The organism is Candidatus Paceibacterota bacterium, from assembly GCA_028714635.1.
Lineage (GTDB): Bacteria > Patescibacteriota > Minisyncoccia > Phycocordibacterales > JAQTLZ01 > JAQTLZ01.
Window position 1 is genome coordinate 20,269 of record JAQTLZ010000007.1, and the last position, 22,024, is coordinate 42,292.

The 22,024-nt window shown below is 45.8% G+C and carries 23 protein-coding genes and 1 tRNA gene; 8 read left to right on the forward strand and 16 right to left on the reverse strand.

What is annotated here, in order from left to right; translation table 11 throughout:
- Positions 1–120: 120 nt before the first annotated feature.
- From PHS53_04590 to PHS53_04615, 6 genes are all read right to left on the reverse strand, one after another.
- Entirely contained in the window at positions 121–1,209 is a 1,089-nt protein-coding gene (locus tag PHS53_04590) for a hypothetical protein (GenBank protein ID MDD5357397.1), read from the reverse strand.
- Positions 1,210–1,223: 14 nt separating this feature from the next.
- Positions 1,224–2,237 (reverse strand): hypothetical protein, encoded by a 1,014-nt coding sequence (locus tag PHS53_04595; protein MDD5357398.1) that lies wholly within the window; start codon positions 2,235–2,237, stop codon positions 1,224–1,226.
- Positions 2,238–2,380: 143 nt separating this feature from the next.
- Entirely contained in the window at positions 2,381–2,635 is a 255-nt protein-coding gene (locus PHS53_04600) for an SWIB/MDM2 domain-containing protein (GenBank protein MDD5357399.1), read from the reverse strand.
- Between the two features lie 85 nt (positions 2,636–2,720).
- Positions 2,721–3,335, reverse strand: a complete 615-nt coding sequence (locus PHS53_04605) for a dihydrofolate reductase family protein (GenBank protein ID MDD5357400.1) — start codon at positions 3,333–3,335, stop codon at positions 2,721–2,723.
- 42 nt (positions 3,336–3,377) lie between these two features.
- A complete protein-coding gene (locus PHS53_04610) occupies positions 3,378–3,728 on the reverse strand; it encodes a DUF2200 domain-containing protein (protein MDD5357401.1) in 351 nt (116 codons plus the stop codon).
- A 143-nt stretch (positions 3,729–3,871) separates the two neighbouring features.
- On the reverse strand, positions 3,872–5,302 hold the full coding sequence (locus PHS53_04615; GenBank protein ID MDD5357402.1) for an APC family permease: 1,431 nt from the start codon (positions 5,300–5,302) through the stop codon (positions 3,872–3,874).
- Between the two features lie 82 nt (positions 5,303–5,384).
- Here PHS53_04615 and PHS53_04620 point away from each other — a divergent pair, with 82 nt between their 5' ends.
- Positions 5,385–6,245 carry a hypothetical protein gene (locus PHS53_04620; GenBank protein MDD5357403.1) on the forward strand — a complete coding sequence of 287 codons (861 nt, stop codon included), beginning with the start codon at positions 5,385–5,387 and terminating at the stop codon, positions 6,243–6,245.
- Positions 6,246–6,441: 196 nt separating this feature from the next.
- Here PHS53_04620 and PHS53_04625 read toward each other — a convergent pair.
- The 6 genes from PHS53_04625 to PHS53_04650 all read right to left on the reverse strand — a co-directional run bounded on the left by PHS53_04625 (position 6,442) and on the right by PHS53_04650 (position 10,946).
- Positions 6,442–6,512, reverse strand: a tRNA-Gln gene (locus PHS53_04625).
- 43 nt (positions 6,513–6,555) lie between these two features.
- Positions 6,556–7,596, reverse strand: a complete 1,041-nt coding sequence (gene dnaX, locus PHS53_04630; protein ID MDD5357404.1) for a DNA polymerase III subunit gamma/tau — start codon at positions 7,594–7,596, stop codon at positions 6,556–6,558.
- Positions 7,597–7,826: 230 nt separating this feature from the next.
- A complete protein-coding gene (locus tag PHS53_04635; GenBank protein ID MDD5357405.1) occupies positions 7,827–8,408 on the reverse strand; it encodes a hypothetical protein in 582 nt (193 codons plus the stop codon).
- Between the two features lie 203 nt (positions 8,409–8,611).
- Entirely contained in the window at positions 8,612–9,100 is a 489-nt protein-coding gene (locus PHS53_04640) for a hypothetical protein (protein ID MDD5357406.1), read from the reverse strand.
- A 165-nt stretch (positions 9,101–9,265) separates the two neighbouring features.
- Positions 9,266–9,811: a hypothetical protein gene (locus PHS53_04645; protein MDD5357407.1), complete on the reverse strand. Its 546-nt coding sequence runs from the start codon at positions 9,809–9,811 to the stop codon at positions 9,266–9,268.
- Between the two features lie 142 nt (positions 9,812–9,953).
- Positions 9,954–10,946 (reverse strand): tRNA-dihydrouridine synthase, encoded by a 993-nt coding sequence (locus PHS53_04650; GenBank protein ID MDD5357408.1) that lies wholly within the window; start codon positions 10,944–10,946, stop codon positions 9,954–9,956.
- A 67-nt stretch (positions 10,947–11,013) separates the two neighbouring features.
- On the opposite strand from PHS53_04650, the gene PHS53_04655 reads away from it, so the two are divergent.
- The 3 genes from PHS53_04655 (at position 11,014) to PHS53_04665 (ending at position 12,913) form a co-directional block, all read left to right on the forward strand.
- Positions 11,014–11,259, forward strand: a complete 246-nt coding sequence (locus PHS53_04655; protein MDD5357409.1) for a hypothetical protein — start codon at positions 11,014–11,016, stop codon at positions 11,257–11,259.
- A gap of 383 nt (positions 11,260–11,642) precedes the next feature.
- The gene (locus PHS53_04660) at positions 11,643–12,176 is read left to right on the forward strand and encodes a hypothetical protein (GenBank protein MDD5357410.1); all 534 of its coding nucleotides are present in this window, start codon (positions 11,643–11,645) and stop codon (positions 12,174–12,176) included.
- Between the two features lie 164 nt (positions 12,177–12,340).
- Complete coding sequence (locus PHS53_04665) at positions 12,341–12,913, forward strand: AAA family ATPase (protein ID MDD5357411.1); 573 nt, start codon at positions 12,341–12,343, stop codon at positions 12,911–12,913.
- On the opposite strand, the gene PHS53_04670 is transcribed toward PHS53_04665, so the two are convergent.
- Both PHS53_04670 and PHS53_04675 read right to left on the reverse strand, forming a co-directional pair.
- Positions 12,891–15,320, reverse strand: a complete 2,430-nt coding sequence (locus PHS53_04670) for an AAA family ATPase (GenBank protein MDD5357412.1) — start codon at positions 15,318–15,320, stop codon at positions 12,891–12,893. The genes PHS53_04665 and PHS53_04670 overlap by 23 nt on opposite strands.
- On the reverse strand, positions 15,317–15,712 hold the full coding sequence (locus PHS53_04675; GenBank protein MDD5357413.1) for a hypothetical protein: 396 nt from the start codon (positions 15,710–15,712) through the stop codon (positions 15,317–15,319). The genes PHS53_04670 and PHS53_04675 overlap by 4 nt, the downstream gene beginning before the upstream one ends.
- Before the next feature lie 158 nt (positions 15,713–15,870).
- Here PHS53_04675 and PHS53_04680 point away from each other — a divergent pair, with 158 nt between their 5' ends.
- Entirely contained in the window at positions 15,871–16,125 is a 255-nt protein-coding gene (locus PHS53_04680; GenBank protein MDD5357414.1) for a hypothetical protein, read from the forward strand.
- A 145-nt stretch (positions 16,126–16,270) separates the two neighbouring features.
- Here PHS53_04680 and PHS53_04685 read toward each other — a convergent pair whose 3' ends face one another.
- Together PHS53_04685 and serS are read right to left on the reverse strand one after the other, a co-directional pair.
- Complete coding sequence (locus PHS53_04685) at positions 16,271–17,110, reverse strand: hypothetical protein (GenBank protein MDD5357415.1); 840 nt, start codon at positions 17,108–17,110, stop codon at positions 16,271–16,273.
- Positions 17,111–17,120: 10 nt separating this feature from the next.
- The gene (gene serS / locus PHS53_04690; protein ID MDD5357416.1) at positions 17,121–18,395 is read right to left on the reverse strand and encodes a serine--tRNA ligase; all 1,275 of its coding nucleotides are present in this window, start codon (positions 18,393–18,395) and stop codon (positions 17,121–17,123) included.
- Positions 18,396–18,434: 39 nt separating this feature from the next.
- Between serS and dprA the strand changes: the two genes are divergently transcribed.
- The 3 genes from dprA (at position 18,435) to topA (ending at position 21,981) form a co-directional block, all read left to right on the forward strand.
- Positions 18,435–19,301: a DNA-processing protein DprA gene (gene dprA, locus PHS53_04695; GenBank protein ID MDD5357417.1), complete on the forward strand. Its 867-nt coding sequence runs from the start codon at positions 18,435–18,437 to the stop codon at positions 19,299–19,301.
- Positions 19,302–19,305: 4 nt separating this feature from the next.
- A complete protein-coding gene (locus tag PHS53_04700; GenBank protein ID MDD5357418.1) occupies positions 19,306–19,701 on the forward strand; it encodes a hypothetical protein in 396 nt (131 codons plus the stop codon).
- 96 nt (positions 19,702–19,797) lie between these two features.
- On the forward strand, positions 19,798–21,981 hold the full coding sequence (gene topA, locus PHS53_04705) for a type I DNA topoisomerase (protein MDD5357419.1): 2,184 nt from the start codon (positions 19,798–19,800) through the stop codon (positions 21,979–21,981).
- Positions 21,982–22,024 lie beyond the last annotated feature (43 nt).

A 22,024-nucleotide genomic window follows, 5' to 3' on the forward strand; every position in this document is an offset into this window, starting at 1 on the left:
TCCAATGCCATTTTCTACTACGGGATTCATGACAGAATTCTAGCCGAAAAGAAAGAAAGTGCAAAATAAAAAACCCCGCTCTGCCATTTCTGACAAAGGGGGTTCGAACATTACGAACTTTTATTCCCGGATACTCCAGTTGATTGTCTGGCCCGCCCAGAACGGCTCAACCTTCCAATGCCCCACCTCGTAAAACGGCGGAATCTTGAAAGGCTCGCGAACAAGGGTGACTTCCCTTGTGGCCGGAGGCAACTTGTGGAGCTTCCGAGCATTTCCGCTCATGAAGTTTACAAAGACTTTCCGACCGTGCTTCGTTTTCAGATGAAGCACAGGGTCGAGCGCATGAGCGTAGAGCTGATAAACGAACCGCCCATGATACGCGCCGCAGGCACACTTTCCTTCGTGGACATGCTTCGCGCCCTCGCCGGGAGTGGTGGGTTCCATCGGATGTGGTGCATCATCAGGACCTGCCATGACCCAGGGATGGTTTTCCGCAATGAGTGCGAGAAGTGCCAGTCGATCATCTTCAGTTTTGATCGGAGGCTTGCAAGTCGCCCGGACATCGCCGAAGGTATTGTCTTCGTTCGTGACGAGATGGTGCGGACAGAGAGTCACGTAGAATCTTCCTGTCTTCGCCCATTCTTTCCAGTAGCGGATACAACGTGCATCCGTACCGTGTTCCCACACAATCACTGCGTTGGTCTCCCGCATGAGCATGTCGACAATAGGAATGAAGAGATACTCCGCGTCCCGATTGCCGATATCCAACATCGGATGTTCGGGATGCAGATGCACAATCATACCCTTTTCCCCGCAACGTTTGACGACGGGGAGAATGCGACTGTAGTCTCGCACGCCGTTTTTGGATTTTGTCGTCCGATCTTTCGGATATACCTTCCCGTTTCTAATCCCGCTTTTTACAGCCCAATCGATTTCATCGAGCGCAGTATTTTCGGTAAGCATCATACACAAAATAAACTTGATCAAATTGGCGCCAACAACACTCGGCGCGTTTAATTCTCGGTTATAGTCAAGTGTCTCTTGGATGGTGACTAGCCCGTCGCCTATATTGGGCATGGCAAGAATCGTATCCGCACCACCCCTTATGACATTCATAACGAGATCACGAATAACGGCATGCCCGTGGCGCAGATGCGAATGTGGATTTACATACGCAGGGACTCTCATTTTAAAGAGCTTTTGCTTCATGGCAATTTCTCCTTTCAGGAAAAAATTCCTCGGAAAACACATCTACAAAAATTGTAGACATGGGCTGTAACGATCGCCGGGAAGACTCCCCACGGAGCCAGAATTCCACAACTGCCAACCGAGATTGAATCCGCTCCGGCCCACATAACTCTGAAAGCCGAGATCGGACCGAGTATCCCTCCGCACCCATTGATGTGGATCTTCACACCGAGTTTGCGGACTTCGCGGATGCGCCGGCAGATGATTTTGCAAAGCGCTTTGCCGGAATATCCGCCCGGTTGAGCAAACCCGCGCTCAATGAGTGGTGATTTCTTAGGATCTGCCGTTCCAAAGATACCAACCCAGTCGATATCTTCCGGCAACTCGCCGAAGGAAACAGTATTACCGATGCAAAGACCATCGCACCGTTCGTGCCTCGCTATCTCGGCAATATCGTACGCCGAAGTAGTTGGAGCAACTTTCACCACAAACACAATCCTTTTTCTCGGATCATGCACATGCACGGTATCAAGAAGCGCATGCGTATCAGTAACGATATTTCCAGTCTTCAGGTCGACATTCGGGCAAGAGACATTCAACTGACCGCCGATGCGAGCACGAAATTGATCCAACCGATTCATAATCGCATGCATGCACTTGCCAGTTTCCTCACACTTTCCCTCGATCGTCGGCGCTACCGACATAATCGAGATGAAAAAGTCCTTCGTCCGCTTCTGCCAAAGGAATTGATGGAGAAGCCATTCAAGCCCGCGACCGCTTAGGCCGACGGCATTCAAAATGGCCCGCTTCCACCACTTCACAACGATACAGCGCGGGAACAACTCTTTTGGAGTAACTGTGCCCTCCTTGAGAGGCATGTTGCCTTCCCGCGGAAGAAATGTGGAGGTCTTGCTCACAAAAGTGAGCCAGATGAACCACATACCGAACCACAGACCGATCTTTTGGTACCAGTATCGGTCAGTGCCGAAAAACCCAAGCACTCCCGACGCGGCCCACACAGGCCGGACTTTCAAATGACGGATTTGCATGCTTCTCGCCCTCCCACAAGTTAGTTTTCAATTTGTCCAGGTTCCGCCTCTTATACTAAGGAAATGGGACGGGAAAGCAAATAGATAACGGGGAAGCAAAAAAGCGCCCTGGGACGCTTTTTTGCTTCTTAATCTAGAGAGATTTAAGAAAGATGTTTAGACACTAATTTTGTCATCTCAAACATATTGACCACCGCCTTTCCGCCGAATACTTTCTTAAGCGCTTCGTCAGCCATAATGTTTCGCTTGTTCTTTGGATCCTGAAGATTATTCTTCTTGATGTATACCCAAAGTCCCTTTACCACCTCGCTTCGAGGCATTGGACCTTTTCCAACAACAGCTGCTAAATCTCCACTCACAGTCATCGGCTTCATAAACGCAGAAACTTTTTTCTCCATATGTTTTAGTTAATTAGTAACGGCATTTATTATAGCATCCCTATAGGGGAAGACAATTGCCTAAGAACTGAGAAAGTCGTACCTCCTAAGAAGCCCTCGTTTTTATTGTGAGCTCTCCGGCCGGCTCGTAGGTGGCGAGAATGAGACCGGTCGCGCCAGTTTTAGAATCAACAAGTTTGAAGTTTTGCGCATGAGTCCCTTCTGCAAAAAGTTTTTTACCCGTACCTATCGTAATTGGATGTATCCACAAATGCATCCGATCAATCAAATTATATTTGAGCAAAGTCTGAATCAGATTCCCACTACCCCACACCCACAAATCGGGACCGTCTTCTTCTTTGAGTTTCCTGATCTGTTCCACAACATCACCAGTAATAACCGAAGAGTTCTGCCAAGAAGGTTCGAAAGACGTATGCGACACGACATATTTCTTTGTTTTATTAAATGGAACCGCCACCTCGAGATCTGTTTTTGCGGTAGGCCAAAATGAGGCAAAGATATCATAGGTGATCTTACCCAGAAGAAGTTCGAATGGAATAGTGAAAAATCCGTAGAGAATGGAGCCTAACTTCTCGTCGTGAGGAAAAGAGAGTTGCCAGCCGCCGTATTTAAAGCCTCCTGTCGTATCTTCCTTCGGCCCTCCCGGTGCTTGCATGACACCGTCCAATGTTACAAAAGTTGTTGTAATTATTTTACGCATACCATGTGAGACGTTCTATTATAATAAATATTTCGAAAAAAATTACTTTCGTAAAATTTCCCCCATCGCTTTGCCCTTTGCCAGTTCATCTATAAGTTTATCTAAATAACGAATCTCGCGCATAACCCGATCTGTAATCTCTTCTATTCGGACACCGCAAACCACACCTTTGATCAGACGGCGCTTCGGATTCGGTTTAGGGGCTTTGAGATAGAAAGTTTTAAAATCTATCCCCTTTTCCAATTGTTTTTCAAACTGTTTTTGACTATAGCCAGTAAGCCAACAAATAATTTTATCGACCTCTGCCTTTGTCCGTCCTTTCTTCTCCGCCTTAGCAATATAGTAAGGATAAACCTTCGAAAAGCTAGTTGCGTACAGATTTTCTTTGAGCATGGGGTTTGATTTGGCTGGAGAACAGGGGTTAATCTCGACTACCGTCGCGGGTGGCTTCATTTGCTTCCTCCCAGCAATAATACGAAAAAAGAGTAGCGAAAGCTACTCTTTTTCTCTAAGTTACACGCAACTGTCCTAGAAGCTTAGGCAGCTTTCCTCTCTTTCCCCACTCTTCGATTTCCTAGAATGTAAACAATGATCCCGATAATAGTTATCGAAACACAAGTTATTCCAAGCCAAAGCAACCAACTATGAGAAGAAATCCCGCTTACCCACGGTTTCGCGAAAACATAATAGATCGCAAGTGCATTAAACACAATTCCCCAGATACAGACGGCCCATAATCCAAATTTTCCTCCCGGAATACGCCACACTTTATCTCCTCTTTCTTTATACAGTTCAGAGTATTTTGTTCGAGCTTTGATAAGAGCGAAATAAATATAAAATAATGACGCACACCACACCGCAACAAGCGCGGCGAGATAAAGATTATACGTTACAACCAATTGTGTTTGAGTTGCGAAAATCAATATTACGACCGTGCCCCCGACAGCTTGCACGAGCATAGCCGGCCAAGGTGTTCTTCCTTTGTCTGAAACTTTAGCCATGACTCCCGGCAACTTTTTCTCCACGCCTCCAACAAATACAAGCCTTGAATATGCATTCATGGTAGAAGTTGCCTGGGCAAAAACAGCAAATACTATTCCGATAGCGACGACGATTCCCAAAAACGGAGAGACCGACGCAACCGCTCTTACTATTCCAGTCGTCTGGTCAATGTGCGCAAGAGGCGTGCTCCAGAGAATTCCGATAATTCCCATGAAATATCCGACAAGCAATGCAAGCGTTCCCCACGCAAGCATCGTTTTGCCGGTTCTTTTGTGCTCCGAATATTCTGCACTCATATTGTATGGAACTTCAACTCCGAGAAGCCACAGGACGGCGGCAGAATAAAGAAATCCCCACTTGCCGAGGTCGAGCGAGAAAATATCACTGGTTACAGGATTGACCGGATGGCCATGCAAGAGTCCGGCAATAAGGGCCGCGACCGCTGTTCCCATTGCAACAAAAAACATTCCATTCACTACCGTTTGAGAAATTCGAAGTCTTAAAGCAGTGAGTCCGAAAAGTATCCAAACAAAAAGTATCTGGCAAATAACCGATGTCCAAAGTCCCCACTCCACACCAAAGATATATTGAATATGCGGAGAAATAATGCTCGCGTCTAATGGGAGAAGTAGGAAAATCGGTATCCATGAAAGCCACCCGGCGATAAATCCATGTGAGGGTCCGAAAGCTTTATGTGCCCAGACATAGATACCTCCTTCGCTTGGGAATAATGTTCCCAACTCATAAGAAGCGAGAGCGCATGGCAACAAAAAAGTAACGGCGGCCAAAACCATCATGGGGATACCTGCCCAGCCCTGAGCAGCCATCTGGGCAGCACCGTACGAGCCGAAAATTATAGCGAAATAGACGGTAACAAGATCAAAACGCCGAAGTACCCTAGGCAATATTCTTGGGGGTACTGTTTCGGCAAGCATCTGTGAATCCGCTGTTTGTAAATTTGTCATACGAGCCCAGGGTATAAGCCCTTGACAAACTATGCAAATATCTTGTATATTTTAGGTGCTTTTTAAACCATAAGTTTAAATTATGATATCGTTTCCAACCCAGGGTTTAGGAGAAAAGATAGTTGATGCCCTGCGAACAGGGCCTTTTAAAACTGGTGATCTTATTCAGTATCTTCGAGAGAAAAAGGTAAAAGGAACTATCCAAGGAATCTACAAATCCCTGCGGGTACTCCGAAAACAGCACATAGTGCTTATGCAGAAGAAGGAAGTCGTATTGAACCAATCATGGCTTCGCCAGATGGGAGACTTTGCTGCACTCGCTGAACACGCCTATCGTCACCCAGCCTCCGACTCTGGACACTTCCTTCAAATGCAGGATGGCGACCGAATCACCTACGAGTTTAAAGACCCAATACAGGTTGATATTTTCTGGAATCATGTACTGTATGTTTTATTTGATGCCCTCCCTAAAGTTGATCGCTGGTATGCCTATGCATCACATTGCTGGTTCTTGCTCGGTAGACGTAAAGATGAACTCGCCTTGCGGGACTACATGGTAAACAAAGGCATATGTTATTTATTTACCGTCGGAAACAAAACGCCGCTCGACCGTCTTGTTGCAAAAGATTTTGACAGAGTCAATTCAAAATACCATATGTTGGAAAAACCCTTATTTCCAAAACGCAAAAATAGTCTCGGCCTTGTTTTGAATATTGTCGGCGATTATGTTATCGAGGCACAGTACGACAAACATATTACCGATCGAATCGAACAGTTTTACAAGACAAACACAATAATTAACCCAGAAAAGACGTCTGAACTTCAAGCTATTGTCTCTCTGCCTTCCCGAATCAAATTCACAATTACAAAAGATGCTGAAAAGGCAGCAAAACTTTCCCGAATGTTTGAAAAGAATTTTTACTTCAAAAAGCAAAAATTATAAATTGAGCGCGATAACCTAGCACGAGGCGAGACTTAAAATATCGAAACCTACAGTTTCAGTACCCTCGTTGGAGATTTTGTTTCGCTTCACTCACAAAATCCGCTCAACGAGGCTTCGATTCCCTGCCGGAAGCAACCCCATTGCTTCCTCCCTCCCAGCAAATAAAAAAAACGGCTTTCGCCGCTTTTTTCATTTGCTGGGGGACAGGGAATCGAACCCCGATTAAAGGCTTCAAAGGCCTCTGTCCTACCGTTAGACGATCCCCCAGTGATAAAACAGGGTTAAGAATATCTTAAAACGACTAAAAAATCTATTGTTGAGAGGTGCCAGAAAGCTTTACCAAAGCTATTTCAAGTGGAAGTTCTGGAATATAGGAGCGGCCTATCATATCGTAAGCGGAAAGAATTTCGAGAAGGGTTGCCGATGAAATATGAGATTCCTTTTTTTGTGAAAGTGTTTTCAGATATTCAAAATCTTCTTTGGAGATATGCGAGGAAAATTCTTGCGCAAGCGCCGGAGCAAATTTCAACAGAAGCACAAAGCGAAGCTTCATAAGGATAAGTTTGGCATACACTTTCATATCCACATTCTGTTTCAGTGCTTTTTGAATTGCTCCAATCCCCTTTTCGCTGTTTTTTTCGGAAAGCGCTTCGATAAATGCGTTTACGAGCTCGGAGCGAGGAGCACCAGTCACCATTTCCACTTCTTCGACCGAAATCTTTTTGTCTTTTGAAATTCCGAGGATTTTCTGCACAATCCCAAGCGCATCGCGAAAAGAACCGTCGGCAAGAATCCCAATGAGATCTGCGGATGCAGGCTCAAGCGTGTACCCTTCTTTCTTTGCAACATTTTTTACGACAGTTGCGAGAATTTCTTGGCTCGGCTTTCGGAAAGTAAATGTCTGACAGCGAGAAATAATTGTTTCCGGCACTTTATCAATTTCTGTCGTCGCAAGAATGAAAATGACATGTTTCGGTGGTTCCTCGAGCGTCTTCAAAAGCGCATTCCAAGCAGACTTAGAAAACATATGAACTTCATCAAAAATATAGACTTTGTATTTTGATTCAAAAGGAAGAACGCTTACAGCCTCATTTAATGCCCGAACCTCGTCCACGCCATTGTTAGACGCGGCATCTATTTCATTTAGATCATTTGCGCTCGTGCCAAGCGTTTCAGCAAAAATTCGTGCAAGAGAGGTCTTCCCCGTCCCCCGAGAACCGGAAAAAAGATAAGCATGAGCAATTTTCCCTGAAGAAGCAGATGCTTCAAGAACTTTTACAATGTGTTCCTGTCCCACAACCTCAGAAAAAGAATGCGGGCGGTATTTTCTATAGAGGGCTGTATCTGACATACACAGAAGTATATCAAGAAAAATAAATGAATAAAGGAGAGAAGATCTGCGGTGTCGTTGCCGTTTCTCTTCCCTCCTTTGTGGGGCAGATCCATTTTTCAACAGATTGCCTTTCCTGCACCCAGTCGTTTCGGCGACTAGGTTATTTCAAATGTACTACAGAAGTATTGGGCGGGATTGGCCCACCTCGATGGAATCGAGAATGGGCCAATCCCTTTGCCGGCGGCCGACTATTTATTTTCGGCGCCGGGGGCGGAGGTAGTGGTGACGGCGGCCAGGCCGTTGATCAACTTGCTGTTGCTCATACTGACGCTGGCCTTCTTCAGCGCCGGGACCAGATCGATCATATCGGGGCGCGAGGAGTTGTCGAGCTTCAGGATCAGCTCCTTGAGGTCGTTCTCGCTCAACGCGTACTTCACGCCCTCGTTGTTTTCCAGCTTGATGCAAAAATCGCGCACAGGCGTGATGTTCACGGTCTTCGCGTCAATGAGTTGCGCGAAAACTTTGGTAGTGTCCTGCGTGCCGATGGCCACAGGCTTCAGGTTGAGGCCGACTTCGCAGATGGAGCTCAGAAACTTGACCGCCCCGTCCTTGTTGTTGACCTGAACCGTCTGCACCGCCGCCTTGTCGACCTGCTTCAGGCCGTCCTTCACGGCCGGCGCGGTCTCCTTGCCCGCCGCCGTCGGCTTGTCCTTGCCCTGGTCGCTCTGCGGTTGCGGCACGTCGCCGGCGCGCGTAGAGAAATTCAGACAGAAAGCAAAAACCATCAACCCGGCCAGCATCAGGCCGTAATGCTTGATACCAAACTGCATACGTCACCTCCTTGTACGGGGCCGCCATTTTGGCTTCCCCACCCTGTCATCTAGTAACGAAAACGCGCCCACAAAGGCGTGCCTGCTACTAGAGTCGTTTTTTATGTAACCTTACTTCTTGACCGGGAGATACCTTAGCACAGCCCTAAAAAATGTCAACTATTCCATTCGGGCATGAAAAAGACAGTGACCCTCCAAAGGGATCACTGTTGTTTGACGTACTTTACGGAACTCATTTTCCACTGACCCTTCGGACGAGAACAATCCAGTGCGTAGAGCTCTCCCGGGAATAGTGAGGCAATCGGGCCGATTTGAGTATCCCCATCATCTTCATTTCTCGCGAAGTAGCCGAGGAACGATTCAAACCAGTAGCAATTTCCCACCAACACTAGAACCTCGTGGTCCTCGGTATAGCCAGAAAACCATGTGCGAATAGCTGGAATCGGCTCGGAACTACGCCAACCCTTATCCATCACTTTGGTCCGGCTAAAGGTGAATCGAGTCGGGTTCACATGTTGAAAAAGTTTTGCTGCGCATTCCCAACTCTCTTCTTCGTTGAAAGAAAAAAAGATGTTCACTCGCGATGACGCAAAATCTCCTCCCGAAAGAGTCCAAGAGAACCATTGAGCAAGATGCTCTATTTCTTCTCTAGTTCCCCCGGATCTTACAACTACAAGCAATTTAAGTTGCATTTGACCCTCCTTCAAAAGGTAACCAGAGACAAACTCCAATCTTCATACTATACCCACAGAAAATTCAAATCAATGAAGAGGCTAAAAATTGAAACAAAAAAAACGGGGCTGACGAACTTTGTGAGTTCCGTCAGCCCCATTGAGGCACCCGATTGCTCGGGGTATTTATTGGCCGGTGTTGAGTGACGCCATGCCCTTGCTGTTGTTGTGAAGACCGAACATGCCGGCGATGCCCAGATTCCTGAAATGCTTCTGCGGGTTGTTATTCCACGCGGATGTATTCGGGCCGTTGCCACGCCAACTTTCGGTCCTGGTATTGTTCACTGCGATGATGCTCTCGTTGACCTGGATGGCAGACTGCGGCGACGAATCGTAGTTCGTCGCGGTGGTCTGGAACGCCGAATTGTCGCCGTTGTTCTTGTACTGTTCGATGGCGAAATTGCGGCCGTTCACGTTCATCCCGTCGGGCTGCCCTTGCAGTGCGAGATTGACATCGTTCCAGCGGTTGTCGTTCACGTACACGACGTGGATACGACCGTGCTCGACGCGGTTGTTCAGATCCACGAAGACGGCGATGTTGTCCGGATTGGCGGCGATTGCCTTGCCCTCCCCATTCGCGGTCGTCGTCGGCGGATTGCACCACGCACTCGGCACCCAGAATGCCAGGATCGCTGCGATGAGCAGCGCCTTTACGGCGGTCGTTCTGATCATAGATTGAGCCCTCCTTTGGCCCCGTCTCCACATTGGAGACACAACTCCCCTTCTCCCCGAGGCAGGCTATCCAGAATAGGACAGCATCAGCTCGGAAAGTTCCATAATTAATAGTACTGCTGCTATTTAATAAAAGCCAACATTATTCGGATGACTTATCCACAGATGACGCGAGAAAGTCTTTCAGAAGAGATTTTATTTTCACCGCATCTTCCGCTTCCATAAGTTTGACTCGTAATTCTTTCGCACCAGGGAAACCTTCAACGTATGCTTTGAAATGTTTTTTCATAAGTGCGAAATTTTTAACCCCGCCGAGAAGTTTCTCAAAAGTTTCCGTATGCTCGCACATAACTTCAAATCTTTCAGGGAGCGGAACATCTTCAAGTTTTCTTTCTTGGAAAAGCCACGGATTGCCGAAAATAGCGCGACCGAGCATTGCTCCATCTGCTCCAGACTCTTTTATTTTCGCTCGCCCATCTTCGAGGTCTTTCACATCGCCATTTCCAAGAATAAGGCTCTGGCTTTTCAGTTCATTGCGAATTTCTACCGCTCTCTTCACCACATCCCATCGCGCAGGAACTTTTGACATCTCTTTTCGCGTGCGGGCATGAACAATCACAGCGGATGGCTCTTCTGCCAAAATTTCTGGAAGCCATGTTTCGATTTCATTCTTGTTCCAGCCAATCCGAGTCTTCACTGAAACGGGCAAACTTCCCGCTCCCCTTTTCGCAGCTTGGATAATTTCTCGAGCACGTTTCGGGTTTTTGATAAGTGCCGCGCCTGCTCCTTGTTTTTCGATTGGCCCCGCCGGACATCCCATATTGATATCAATTCCATCGAACCCGAGCTCTCCAGCAAGCTGTGCCGCTTTTTCTATCATCTCTGACTTCCCAGAGAAAAATTGCGCAACAATCGGACGTTCAGATTCAGAGAACAGTAAATCTTTTTTTAATTTTGCTTTTCCCTCTTCGTCCGCCATCACAAGCCCATCAGCAGAAACAAATTCTGTGTACATCACATCTGGCTTCCCATATTTTGCAATAATGCGCCGAAAAGCCGCGTCCGTAACATCTGCCATCGGAGCAAGTATCATTATTGGCTTTTTCAACTTCGCCCAAAATCCAGAATTGACCATAGTTGGCTATTGTATCCTAATATGTTACCTTTTGGTAGGAATACGGGCCCCTACAGGAGAAAATGGAATGAACATAAACGGAAGAAGTTTTTGGCATGAACACAGGCAAGAACTATTAGAGATTGCTTTGGCGGTAACAATTTTTCTCGCCAGTCTCTACCAGCTTGTTTGGAGGAAAGGGGGAATTCTTCTTTACACTCCTCTTGCACTTTCTTTTGTGTACCTGCTCGCTGTTCTGCACGCAATTTTCGGCAACATTCTATTCCATCGCCAAGAATGCAAAACCGAGCAGAAATCAAAGCCTCCACCGTGAGGCTTTTTTACTTAATAAAATAATGCGCTTAATGAAAGAGAATGGGTGCCGTATAATCTTGACAGAAGTGGAAAAAACATATATTTTCATTTCGGGTCATTGTGGCTCATTTGTAAGCATTTGAGAGAACATTGGGGGACGTTTTTTTACAGAAAGGACGGTGCGTGATGTTGACCAAGAGAAATTTTCCCAAGACTCCTCGGAAGCTGAGGAGAGTGTTCAGGAACAATGAGGACTGCCTCAAGTACATCATCAAGGCGCGCTGGCCAGGAGGCTTCATATGCCCGGATTGTGGCTGTGATCGTAGTTGCCGCTTGACCACAAGACGGGTCATTCAGTGTGCGGAATGCCGGAAGCAGATCAGTTTAACTGTCGGCACGACGATGGACCACACGCACATTGCGTTGACCAAGTGGTTCCTGGCGGCGTTCATGCTTTTGCAGGATGAATACTGCAGTGCGATCAAGATGCAGAGGGTCCTCGGTCTCAAACGATATGAGCCGGGCTTCTACATGTTGCACAAGTTGCGCGAGAGTATGGCGACAGCAAACATGAAGTATGAGAATAAGTCTGTCCACCTCGCGCAGTGCGTACTCGGAGGCATCGGCATATGCGACCGGGACAAAGTGCTGATTGCGCTTGTAAACGATAAGTTGGTGCTGAAACACGTGGATCTAAGAAACCTGGAAAGGTTCTGCGAAGCGAACGGTTTTTCGCCGCTTGAAAAGACAGACCGCGAAACGAAGATAAAACTGTTCAAGATCTTCAAGACGATCAAGGACAAGATGAACTTGAGGTATCACGGCGTCGATCCCAAGCGTCTGCAGCCCTATCTCGATCAGTGCACCTTCATGTGGAACCGCAACGATAAAGCCAAAGCGTTCCACGAGATGTTGGGGCTCGTCGAAGTGGCATAGCTGAGTACAGGACATTGATGCAAACATGGCCGGACGAAAAGACTAATCATCTTTTCGTCCGGTTTTTTTACCCTGTTAAATATCACGCCTTTGGCGCGATCCCGCGAAGCGGGATTTAAAAGGGTGAATTTTGAAATTTTGTATAAAAGACCTACTATTGAGAGATGATTATTGGAATTACTGGAACGCTCGGTGCCGGAAAGGGCACCATCGTCGAATATCTTGTGAGGAAAAAGGGATTTAAGCATTTTGGCGTCTCTGACACTTTTCTTACGAATGAAGCCGTAAAACGCGGGCTTAAACCTGACCGGGTCACCAGACGAATTATCGCGAATGAATTTCGAGCACTTGGCCCCACAAAACTCATGGAAGAAGTGTACAAACTTGCAAAGGATGCAATAGCGAAAAAGGAGAACGTTATCATTGAACCGCAACACACAGTTTCCGAAGTTGAATTCATCCACTCACTTGGCGGGATTGAATTTGCCGTGGATGCACCGCTTGAAGTGCGGTATGAGAGGATTAAAAAAAGAGGAGGTGAAAAAGACCAGATAAGTTTTGAGGAATTTAGGAAGGAACAGGAATTCCAAATGTCTCAAAAAGACCCGAACAAAAACAATCTCGCCAACGCAATGGCGAAAGCTGATTATCATTTTCAAAATGTCGGCACGAAGAAAGAGCTCGAGAAACAGATTGAGAATGTTTTAAAAAGCATCAAGCAAAATCTGCCGAAGTAAGTTCAACTTTTGAACCGGAGGAAATCTCGCCTCTAATTAGTTTGTCCGCCACAAGTTGTTCTACTTTGTCCTGCACCGCTCGATTCATGGGGCGTGCGCCGAATTTCGGGTCGGTGCCGGCTTTTACCACCTCATCGAGAGTTGCGTCATTAATCACAAACTCGACTCCTTTCTCTCGGAGACGTTTCTGAAGCTTTTGAAGCATGAGTGTAGCAATTTTTCGTAACTCTGCATCGTTCAAAGGCTTGAAAAGAATCACCCCATCAAAACGGTTCAAAAGTTCGGGCTTGAATATCCCCTGCTCGATGATTGAATCGATAAGCGTATTTTTCTCCCCCGCAAGATCTTTTCCACTTTCAACTGCTTTGAAAATAATATCGCTCCCTGCGTTCGAAGTCGCAATAATGATAAGATTTCTCGCGTTCACCTTCTTGCCAGCCATATCCGAAAATATTCCTTCATCGATTATCTGCAAAAAGAGATCAAGCACTTCTTTCATTGTTTTCTCAAACTCGTCGAGCAAAAGTACGCCGTACGGATGCTCGCGTAGCATTGAAGTCAAAACTCCAGGTTTTCCTCCTTCAAATGAGCCGATAAGGCGCTCCAGTGCGTCATCGGTGCGATATTCAGACATATCAAGCCGAAGAATTTTCGACTCATCACCAAAGAAAGTTGCTGCGAGCGCTTTTGTCGTTTCAGTTTTTCCTACTCCAGTCGGACCAAGGAAAAGAAACGAACCCATCGGCCTGTCTTTACTTCCCACTCCCGAGCGAGCCCGGCGAAGCGCCGAAGCAATTGCCTTGATGGCCTCGTCTTGGCCGACAATTCTTTTATGAAGCACTGATTCCAAATCGGCAAGCACGCCTTTTTCTTTCGGAGTTACTTCCCCAAGCGGAATTCCTGTTTTTGTTCCTAAAAGCGCCAAGACTTCTTCTTTTCCAATAACCCCCTTTTTCTTTTGATGAGCGTACGGAATTAATTCAAAAAGAATATCGAGTGCCTTATCAAGCGGACTTGCATCCATATAATATCGCGCAACGCTTTGTGCGACCGCGACGAGAGCTGGATAGGTAAAGAAAACTCCCGATTTGTATTCAAGAGAAAGGGCACTTCGGCAAAGCGCGTCCAAAAGGCTTCCTTCGTTATCAGAAACGAGCGTTACTTTTTCGAAATATTCACTGCAAAGTTGGTTTGGCTCTATGTCTTGGCGATAGGAACCTGCGCCAGAAAAAGCAATAATTTGAAGGTGTGAAGAAGCAAAATAGGTTTCCATAAGGCTAAGCACTTCGGAGTGGAGAGCTTTCGCACCAGAAAGGAGAACAGAAAAATCTTTGAACACGAGAATGACGTTGCCCGCTTTTATCGCTTCATTCAATATTTGAATGAGCTCAATCTCGAACGCAGCCTTTTCTTTGGTAAGATCAACCAAAAGCGAGGCGTTCAAAACAAAAAGTCTTTTATGTTCAAGCGGAGCGAAGACATCTCCCCGAGAAATTTTCCCAGCCAGAGAAGAAAGGATTTTATCTTTTCTCGTTTCATCATCCCCCACCAGAATGACGTTGGAACTGCGATTACGGCAGAGAATTTTCTCAATTTCTTCGACTTCTGAAAGCAAAGCCTGCTTCGATCTCTCCTCGCCCAAACCAGAATCGGTGATGTCCGTAGCGTATTTAAGAAGGGTGTAAGCATTGCCATATGCCCAATCCTTGCCAATTCCTTGAATGCGGGCAAGATGATCTTTCCCCCACCATCTTAAATGTAATTTTTCCTCGCGAAGCGAATCTTCAACCCAGGACGTTGCTCCGATAAATTCTTTTTCTTGAATTTGGTGCTGGAAAAGAAATTCTTGAAATTCTTTGTCTTGTTTAAAAATGTGTGCAACATAATCAGTAACGGAAATTCCCCCTTCGCCGTCAATACAGACGACATCACCAAAATTTTCAGCAGAAAGCGGGACCTCTCGTCCTTCTAAAAAAGTTTTTGCATCATCTGGATTAATTCCGCATCGCACAAGAATTATTTCAGCTATGTCAGATCGAAGAAATCCTGCAGTTACATCATCTGGATAGCTGTGATACACAAGAGAGGCGACTTCAAGAGTAATAATCTCGCTTCCCGCTTCAAGCGCAGTTTCATTCAATATCGGATCCAGGTGCCAGAAATAAAACGAAAAGTAAAATGCATCGGCGACTGTAATAAGGATAAGGGCCGCAAAAAGCAAGAAACAAGCGCCGTAAACAAGATGCGATGGCACCAAAGTTCCAATTTGTATAAGAAGGAATGAAAGAAGCGCAATACCGATGATCACATCTCGAAGCATTTTTCTTTTGCGACGAGAAATGATGTCCTCAAGAAGAAGGACCGGATTATAGGGTTTCGTCGCTTTTTTTAATTCTTCAAACGTCATACTGTTGTGAATAACTCATGAAAACCCTGATAAACAAGGAGCGCGACCAAAAAAGGAAGAAAGCACCAGATTACTAAAAATGAAGCGGAAAGAAGAATCGAAACGCAAAGAACAAAAAAGGCTACGAAAAGCGTTACTGCGCGGATAAGCACGCCCACAATCCTCATCATCGTATTTACAACAAAAGAAGAAAAAATTGCTTCTACATTAAAACCTCCGCGATACTCTTCATTAAGACGTCTCCAGGGCGAGAAAAAAGTTTTGAGGAGTATCGGAACCGAAAAAAAATGATAGAGAAACCAGATGAAATTGTGAGCGATGCCCACAATTGCGTTTAAAGCTCGAGAGTAGTGCCAAGTGAAATAATGTTCGAAAAAGAGAGCAATTTCCATACATATATAGTATACCCCGTGAGATAGCCCTTCTGTATCTCGGAGTAATCCACATGTCTATTATAGAAATCGTTGACAAAAATGGTTATCGGCATAAACTAGTGCACCAGGGGTTTGTGAAGTACATTTTTGGCGCAGGGGGCAGAAAGGAAAGGTCTATGTCGAACACGCGAGTAAAGGGGCGCCCAATCGAAGAGTTGATTGCGACGGCTCTCGGGATTAATCCGCAGGAGGCAAGGACGAAGATTTTGCCGTCCACGACGTTTACAAGTCTCGGAATGCGCCAGGAGCATCGCCTGAGACTCTGTGACCAGATTCAACAAGAGATGGGGGTTGTCATGACGACCGAAGAGATATTCGGAGCTGGCTCGCCCGAAAATCTTGCCGTAGAGGTCCGTTCGAAAAGCAGGTAGAAGAAGTGAAGTTGAGTAAAAAGTCAGAGTAGAATCACCAGAACATCGGTGGTTTTTTTATTGCCGACGTAGAGTGAGAGAAGTGAAAAAGTATTCTTTTTCACTTCCGAGCCGAGGAGAGCAAAAAGAAAGGTTAATACCTTTCTTATTTGTAAAAAACCTTATTATCAAATCGAAGGTCAATATATTCCAAAGTTGTGGGAATTCCCTTTTCTCCCCAATCAAGCGTTGAGTCATTAAAAAGTGATTCCAGATTCTGAAGAGCCGTATCATACGGCATCCCCGTGCGTAGAAGAAGTTTATGTCCCCCTTCAATATGTACTTCCAATTCCCCGCCCGAGTCAGCAACTATAAAAAGAGGCGTAATATGAAGGGCTCCAAGAAATTCGAGAAAAGCGGAGAGATTGTGAAGGTCATCAGAAGTTAAAAAATGCTCTCCAATCGGATCAGTTTGTTTTTCAACTGCGCCGGAATAGGTCAAAAGATTGGGAGGCAAAGGGTCGCTCGCTTCCGCAAAAATCAGTCCATCTTTATCGAGAAGATAGCACTTTGCATTTGCAGGTGGAAGAGAAGTTACCTTGCCCGTACACCAGAAAGCAAAGGGCTCGCGTTCTGTAATCTTTATGAGAAGGGTGTGTACATCAGCTCGTGTGACTTTGACGCTTTCCACCGAAGGGAAAGTATTCAGAATATCGTTCTCAATTTTTTGCTTTGGAAAGAAAAGGCTATTTGCTCGGGAAATAAAATGAAAATATTTTCCCTCGAGCTCTCCTCGAGCTACCTTTTCAATAAGAGAAGCATTCGCGCTGTCGGCTCCAACAACCTGGACAGCATGAATCGTCGTAGCAGAAATGCCGGATACGTAAGAGAGAGAAAAGAGGATCACTACCACAGCGAAAACAACCGCTATCACCTTTCCGATTAGGCGCTTGCGCTTGCGGTTATAAACCCGAGAATGTTTTAAAATTGATTTTCGACTGTACATGAAAAGAGGCTTATCTTTTCTTCGGCGCAATCATACTGTCTCCAAAATAAGGTTGGAGGACTTCAGGAATTGCAATAGAACCATCTCCTTGCTGGAAATTTTCGACGAGAGAAACGAGGATGCGCGGAGTGGGAATCGCGGTGTTATTGAGTGAGTGGGCAAATTTCATTTTCCCATCGGTATCTTTGTAGCGGATATTTAGTCGGCGGGTTTGGAAATCATGGAAATAAGAAGCCGATGCGATCTCGCGATATTTCTTCTCAAGTGGAACCCAAAGCTCCAAGTCATACTTTTTCACTTGTCCTAGCCCCAAGTCCCCTCCGCAATTTATTACTCTGTGATATGGAATGCCAAGCGATTCGATGAATTCTTCGGTGTTTCGGGTAAGTTCTTCGTGAAATCGTACCGATGTCTCGTGGCTCGCTTCACAGAGAATGACTTGCTCGAATTTATAAAATTCATGAACGCGGATAAGTCCTTTCACATCTTTACTATGACTTCCCGCTTCTCTGCGAAAACACGGAGAAAAGGCCAAAAACTTTTTTGGCAAATCTTCCATCGGAAGAATTTCGTCGCTATGGTATCCCATCGTTGCCACTTCTCCCGTGCCAGCAAGAAAATCTCCGTCTTGCGTCTTATACAAATCTTCTTCGCCTTGTGGAAGAAATCCTGTGCCGAGCAAATTTTCTCTTCGTACGAGCGACGGCACGATCATCGGTGAAAATCCTTTTTTAGAAAAGAAATCGAGTGCGTAATTCCAAATTGCGAAAGAAAGCTTTACTCCAGCATCTTTCAAAAAATAGCCTCGGAAGCCAGCGACTTTCGCTCCGCGAACCAAATCTACCATTCCAAGATTTTCCATAAGCTCGATATGATTTTTCGGCGTGAAATCAAATTCAGGCAAAGAACCCCATTTTTTCACTTCCATATTGCCCACATCACTCTCGCCATCCGGCACGGTCATATCCGGAATATTCGGCACGAGAAGCATAAGCGAGCGCCACTTTTTCATTATTTCCTCAAGCTCGGTTTCCTCTTTATTCATGTCCGCCTTAAACTTCCGCATTTCAAAAATCATTGCGTCGCGCTCCGCTGGGTCCTTTGCGCTCGCAACTTTATCACTCACGACATTTTGCTCGGTGCGTTTCTTCTCCACTGATTGAAGTTTCATCTTCCGGAGATCATCAGTAGCAAGAAGTTCCTCCACATCAAAAGCAACAAATTTCTTTTTTGCAGCAAGGGCAATAAGGTCTTTATTTTCTCGGATGAACTTGATATCGAGCATAGTTACAACAGTATATAATAGATAGTGCAATAAAAAAAGATGGATAACAAGATTCAAAAAATCGGTCCAAAAGATTTTCCTCCACTCCTTCGCGAGATCAATGACCCTCCGAAAAAGCTTTACGTGAAAGGAACGCTCCCCGATTGGAAAGAAAATATGTTTTTAGCAGTTGTCGGTGCACGAAAATATACGAGTTATGGAAAAGAAGCTTGCGAGAAATTAATTGCTGGCCTTCGCGGATACCCTATCGTGATTGTTTCTGGGCTTGCACTTGGAATTGATTCCATCGCCCACCGAGCAGCGCTGGATGCGGGATTAAAAACCATTGCAGTCCCCGGCTCGGGGCTTGGCCCAGAATTTATTTATCCACGCTCGCATGTTGCCCTTGCAGAGAAAATTGTTGAATCCGGCGGAGCGCTCCTTTCTGAATTTGAACCAAAAACTCCAGGGTATCCGAAAAACTTTCCCCAGCGTAATCGCATCATGGCGGGAATGACACATGCCACACTAGTCGTAGAAGCAGAGATTCGCTCGGGTACACTTATCACATCCAAATTTGCAATCGAATACAATAGAGACGTACTGACCATCCCAGGCTCAATTTTTTCGAAAACTTCCGAAGGCCCGCACATGCTCCTTCGGCTTGGTGCCACACCAATCACCACAAGCGAGGAACTTCTCGAAGCTCTTGGATTTGAACAAGACGAGGAAACAAGAACTCAAGTGCTTTTTGCAGATGCTTCGCCAGAAGAACAAATTATTCTCAATTTTCTTGTAGAACCCATGACTCGAGATGAACTCATTCGCACCTGCGGGAAAAGTACATCAGAGATGAACGTTCTACTATCAGGAATGGAGATAAAAGGAATGATAAAAGAGAGCTTGGGAGAGCTTCGAAAAACTTGACCTTTTGCAAGAAAAGTCCTTGCTAAAAAAGGACCGTTTGATACTGTTGAATGAGTTTTTCTTCAACTTTCATTTCTTTTTCACATTGGGGAGGTGCGCCGTGGCTCATAGTGTCCTTTGCAAAAATTGCGGCTGGGTTGAAGCCGAGCACGAGATACTTGCAGAAACTCTTCTTAGTAACACAGAGCGTGGGAGAGAGCTTAGGAAAGAAGATGAGGAAAAGACCAGGAAAAAATCTCGTCGCAAACTTTCGTTAAAAGAGTGTGTGGAGGGACCATGGTATACCCCCCAAAATAAGAAGAAAGGACGTTTGACCGAGAAAGAGAAGAAGCAGAATGAGGAACGGGAAAAAAGAGAACGAGCTCGTAGATCAGAGCTTGAGGATGCAAATATGGGGTAGTATTCTGAAGGCACTTACTGATGAATGTTGGTAAGTGTTTTTTTATCCCCAATTTGCAAAAATTTTCTCTTTCGTGTAATACTGGGGAACATCACTATGAAATTATTCATTGTTGAGTCGCCTGCAAAAGCGAAAACAATCGGAAAATATTTGGGAGACGGATACACTGTGAAAGCATCTGTCGGACACGTCCGCGATCTTCCAAAATCAAATAAAAAAGCCGTCGACATCGAAGGCGGTTTTGTTCCGCATTACGAAATTTCAAAAGGCAAAGAAAAAATTGTTGAGGAACTAAAATCCCTTGCAAAGAAAGCGACCGAAGTCATCCTAGCAACCGACCCCGACCGAGAAGGAGAAGCTATTGCTTGGCATATAGTAGAGGCGACGGGATTAAAGAAAGGAAAGACCAAACGCGTTGTCTATCACGAAATTACCGAGGATGCTATTAAAGACGCCATCGCCCACCCGCGAGATATAGATGAGAACCTGAAAGAAGCGCAGGAAGCAAGGCGCGTACTCGATCGGCTTGTGGGCTATGACCTCTCGGGAATTATTTGGAAAAAGGTACGATATGGCTTGTCTGCGGGACGAGTGCAGTCCCCCGCTCTTCGCATCATTATGGAACGCGAACGGGAAATTCGCGCTTTCAAATCTCATACCTTTTGGATAATTACCGCCGACACGGAAACAGCGAAAAAAGATAAGCTTCCACTTACCTGTGTAGAAGAACCGACAGCGAAAAAAGAAGTGGACAGAATTCTCGAAGTTGGAAAGAAAGAAAAATGGGTAGTTGAGAGTGTTGCTGAAACGGAAGCAAAACGCTCCCCCCGCGCTCCTTTCATCACTTCTACACTCCAGCAGTCGGCGAGTTCCCGCCTCGGTTTCTCTCCTTCCCGTACCATGCAGGTTGCTCAAAGACTTTACGAAGCTGGACACATCACCTACATGCGTACGGACTCGACAAACTTGAGCCAAACCGCGCTCGATGGAATCCAGAAAGAAATTACAAAAAAATGGGGAAAAGAACTTTTTGTGCCCCACACCTACAGCAAGAAAAGCAAGAACGCGCAGGAAGCGCACGAAGCGATCCGCCCCTCTCATTTTGAGAAAGAATCTGCCGGGCTAAATGACGAACAGCAAAAGCTTTACCGGCTCATTTGGAGACGAGCGGTTTCTTCCCAAATGGCTGATGCAAAAATTCTGCGAACGAAGATCACGGTAAAAGTTGGGGAAGGCCTGCCCGGCCAGGGGAAAATCCCGGATTTTGCAACAAACGGAAGCCGAGTGCTCTCTCCTGGATGGCTTCTCGCTGATCCAGCTGCCCGAGGCGAGGATGTTGAAGTTCAGAAAGTAGTCGCTGGAGATGTTTTGGATTTGAAAGAGATGCATACAGAAGAGAAGCAGACGGAACCTCCTCCACGATATTCAGAAGCGGGGCTTGTGAAAGAGCTCGAAAAACGAGGCATCGGACGACCTTCGACTTATGCTGCAATTATTAAGACCCTCGAAGATCGCGGATATGTGGAAAAAATTCAAAAAGCACTTTGCCCTACGGATACGGGAGACGTGGTTTCAAGTTTCCTTGAAGAGAATTTTAAAGACTACATAAGCGACACCTTCACCGCAGAAATGGAAGACAAGCTCGACCTTATCGCAGAAGGAAAAACCACTTATCTGAAAACGCTCACTGATTTCTACAAGCCATTTCTGAAAGAACTGAAATCAAAAGATAAGCTCGATAAGGTAACAAATCTCGGCGATGCGCCGGCAGAATTTAAATGTCCAAAATGCGGAGCGCCGATGGTGATCAAACTTTCCAAAACTGGAAAGTTTATGAGCTGTTCAAAATTCCCAGACTGTCTCGGCGCTCGAAATATGGAAGGAAAAGAACTTGAGGGACCGAAAGAAACCGGAGAAATTTGTCCAGACTGCGGAGGAAAACTTGTGCTTCGAGAAGGGCGCTTCGGACAATTTATTTCCTGTGCAAACTATCCGAAATGTAAATATATTAAAAAAGACGCAGAGTTGGAGCGCAAAAATTCAACGGGCGTGCAATGTCCGCTCTGCAAAGAAGGAATGATGACAGAAAGAAAAGGACGATTCGGACTCTTCTACAGCTGTTCAAATTATCCAAAGTGCAAACACATCATCAAATCAAAACCTACTGGCAACATTTGTCCAATGTGCCAAAGCTTGATGATGGCGGGGACAAAAACTATTCCGGAACGATGTAGTAGCAAGTCTTGCCCAAATCATAACCCGCACAAACTCAATAAGTAATCTTAAAGCATGTAGCCAATGCTACTTGCGCAGCTAGTTTTTG

Bases quoted from the DNA above. Each gene is read 5' to 3' on its own strand.
- PHS53_04680 (MDD5357414.1), top strand. From the start codon at position 15,871: ATGTCGAACACGCGAGTAAAGGGGCGCCCAATCGAAGAGTTGATTGCG.
- PHS53_04655 (MDD5357409.1), top strand. From the start codon at position 11,014: ATGAACATAAACGGAAGAAGTTTTTGGCATGAACACAGGCAAGAACTA.
- PHS53_04600 (MDD5357399.1), bottom strand. From the start codon at position 2,635: ATGGAGAAAAAAGTTTCTGCGTTTATGAAGCCGATGACTGTGAGTGGA.
- topA (MDD5357419.1), top strand. From the start codon at position 19,798: ATGAAATTATTCATTGTTGAGTCGCCTGCAAAAGCGAAAACAATCGGA.
- serS (MDD5357416.1), bottom strand. From the start codon at position 18,395: ATGCTCGATATCAAGTTCATCCGAGAAAATAAAGACCTTATTGCCCTT.
- PHS53_04665 (MDD5357411.1), top strand. From the start codon at position 12,341: ATGATTATTGGAATTACTGGAACGCTCGGTGCCGGAAAGGGCACCATC.
- PHS53_04670 (MDD5357412.1), bottom strand. From the start codon at position 15,320: ATGACGTTTGAAGAATTAAAAAAAGCGACGAAACCCTATAATCCGGTC.
- PHS53_04615 (MDD5357402.1), bottom strand. From the start codon at position 5,302: ATGACAAATTTACAAACAGCGGATTCACAGATGCTTGCCGAAACAGTA.
- dprA (MDD5357417.1), top strand. From the start codon at position 18,435: ATGGATAACAAGATTCAAAAAATCGGTCCAAAAGATTTTCCTCCACTC.
- PHS53_04640 (MDD5357406.1), bottom strand. From the start codon at position 9,100: ATGCAACTTAAATTGCTTGTAGTTGTAAGATCCGGGGGAACTAGAGAA.
- PHS53_04675 (MDD5357413.1), bottom strand. From the start codon at position 15,712: ATGGAAATTGCTCTCTTTTTCGAACATTATTTCACTTGGCACTACTCT.
- dnaX (MDD5357404.1), bottom strand. From the start codon at position 7,596: ATGTCAGATACAGCCCTCTATAGAAAATACCGCCCGCATTCTTTTTCT.
- PHS53_04610 (MDD5357401.1), bottom strand. From the start codon at position 3,728: ATGCTCAAAGAAAATCTGTACGCAACTAGCTTTTCGAAGGTTTATCCT.
- PHS53_04685 (MDD5357415.1), bottom strand. From the start codon at position 17,110: ATGTACAGTCGAAAATCAATTTTAAAACATTCTCGGGTTTATAACCGC.
- PHS53_04620 (MDD5357403.1), top strand. From the start codon at position 5,385: ATGATATCGTTTCCAACCCAGGGTTTAGGAGAAAAGATAGTTGATGCC.
- PHS53_04595 (MDD5357398.1), bottom strand. From the start codon at position 2,237: ATGCAAATCCGTCATTTGAAAGTCCGGCCTGTGTGGGCCGCGTCGGGA.
- PHS53_04645 (MDD5357407.1), bottom strand. From the start codon at position 9,811: ATGATCAGAACGACCGCCGTAAAGGCGCTGCTCATCGCAGCGATCCTG.
- PHS53_04660 (MDD5357410.1), top strand. From the start codon at position 11,643: ATGGACCACACGCACATTGCGTTGACCAAGTGGTTCCTGGCGGCGTTC.
- PHS53_04635 (MDD5357405.1), bottom strand. From the start codon at position 8,408: ATGCAGTTTGGTATCAAGCATTACGGCCTGATGCTGGCCGGGTTGATG.
- PHS53_04605 (MDD5357400.1), bottom strand. From the start codon at position 3,335: ATGCGTAAAATAATTACAACAACTTTTGTAACATTGGACGGTGTCATG.
- PHS53_04590 (MDD5357397.1), bottom strand. From the start codon at position 1,209: ATGAAGCAAAAGCTCTTTAAAATGAGAGTCCCTGCGTATGTAAATCCA.
- PHS53_04650 (MDD5357408.1), bottom strand. From the start codon at position 10,946: ATGGTCAATTCTGGATTTTGGGCGAAGTTGAAAAAGCCAATAATGATA.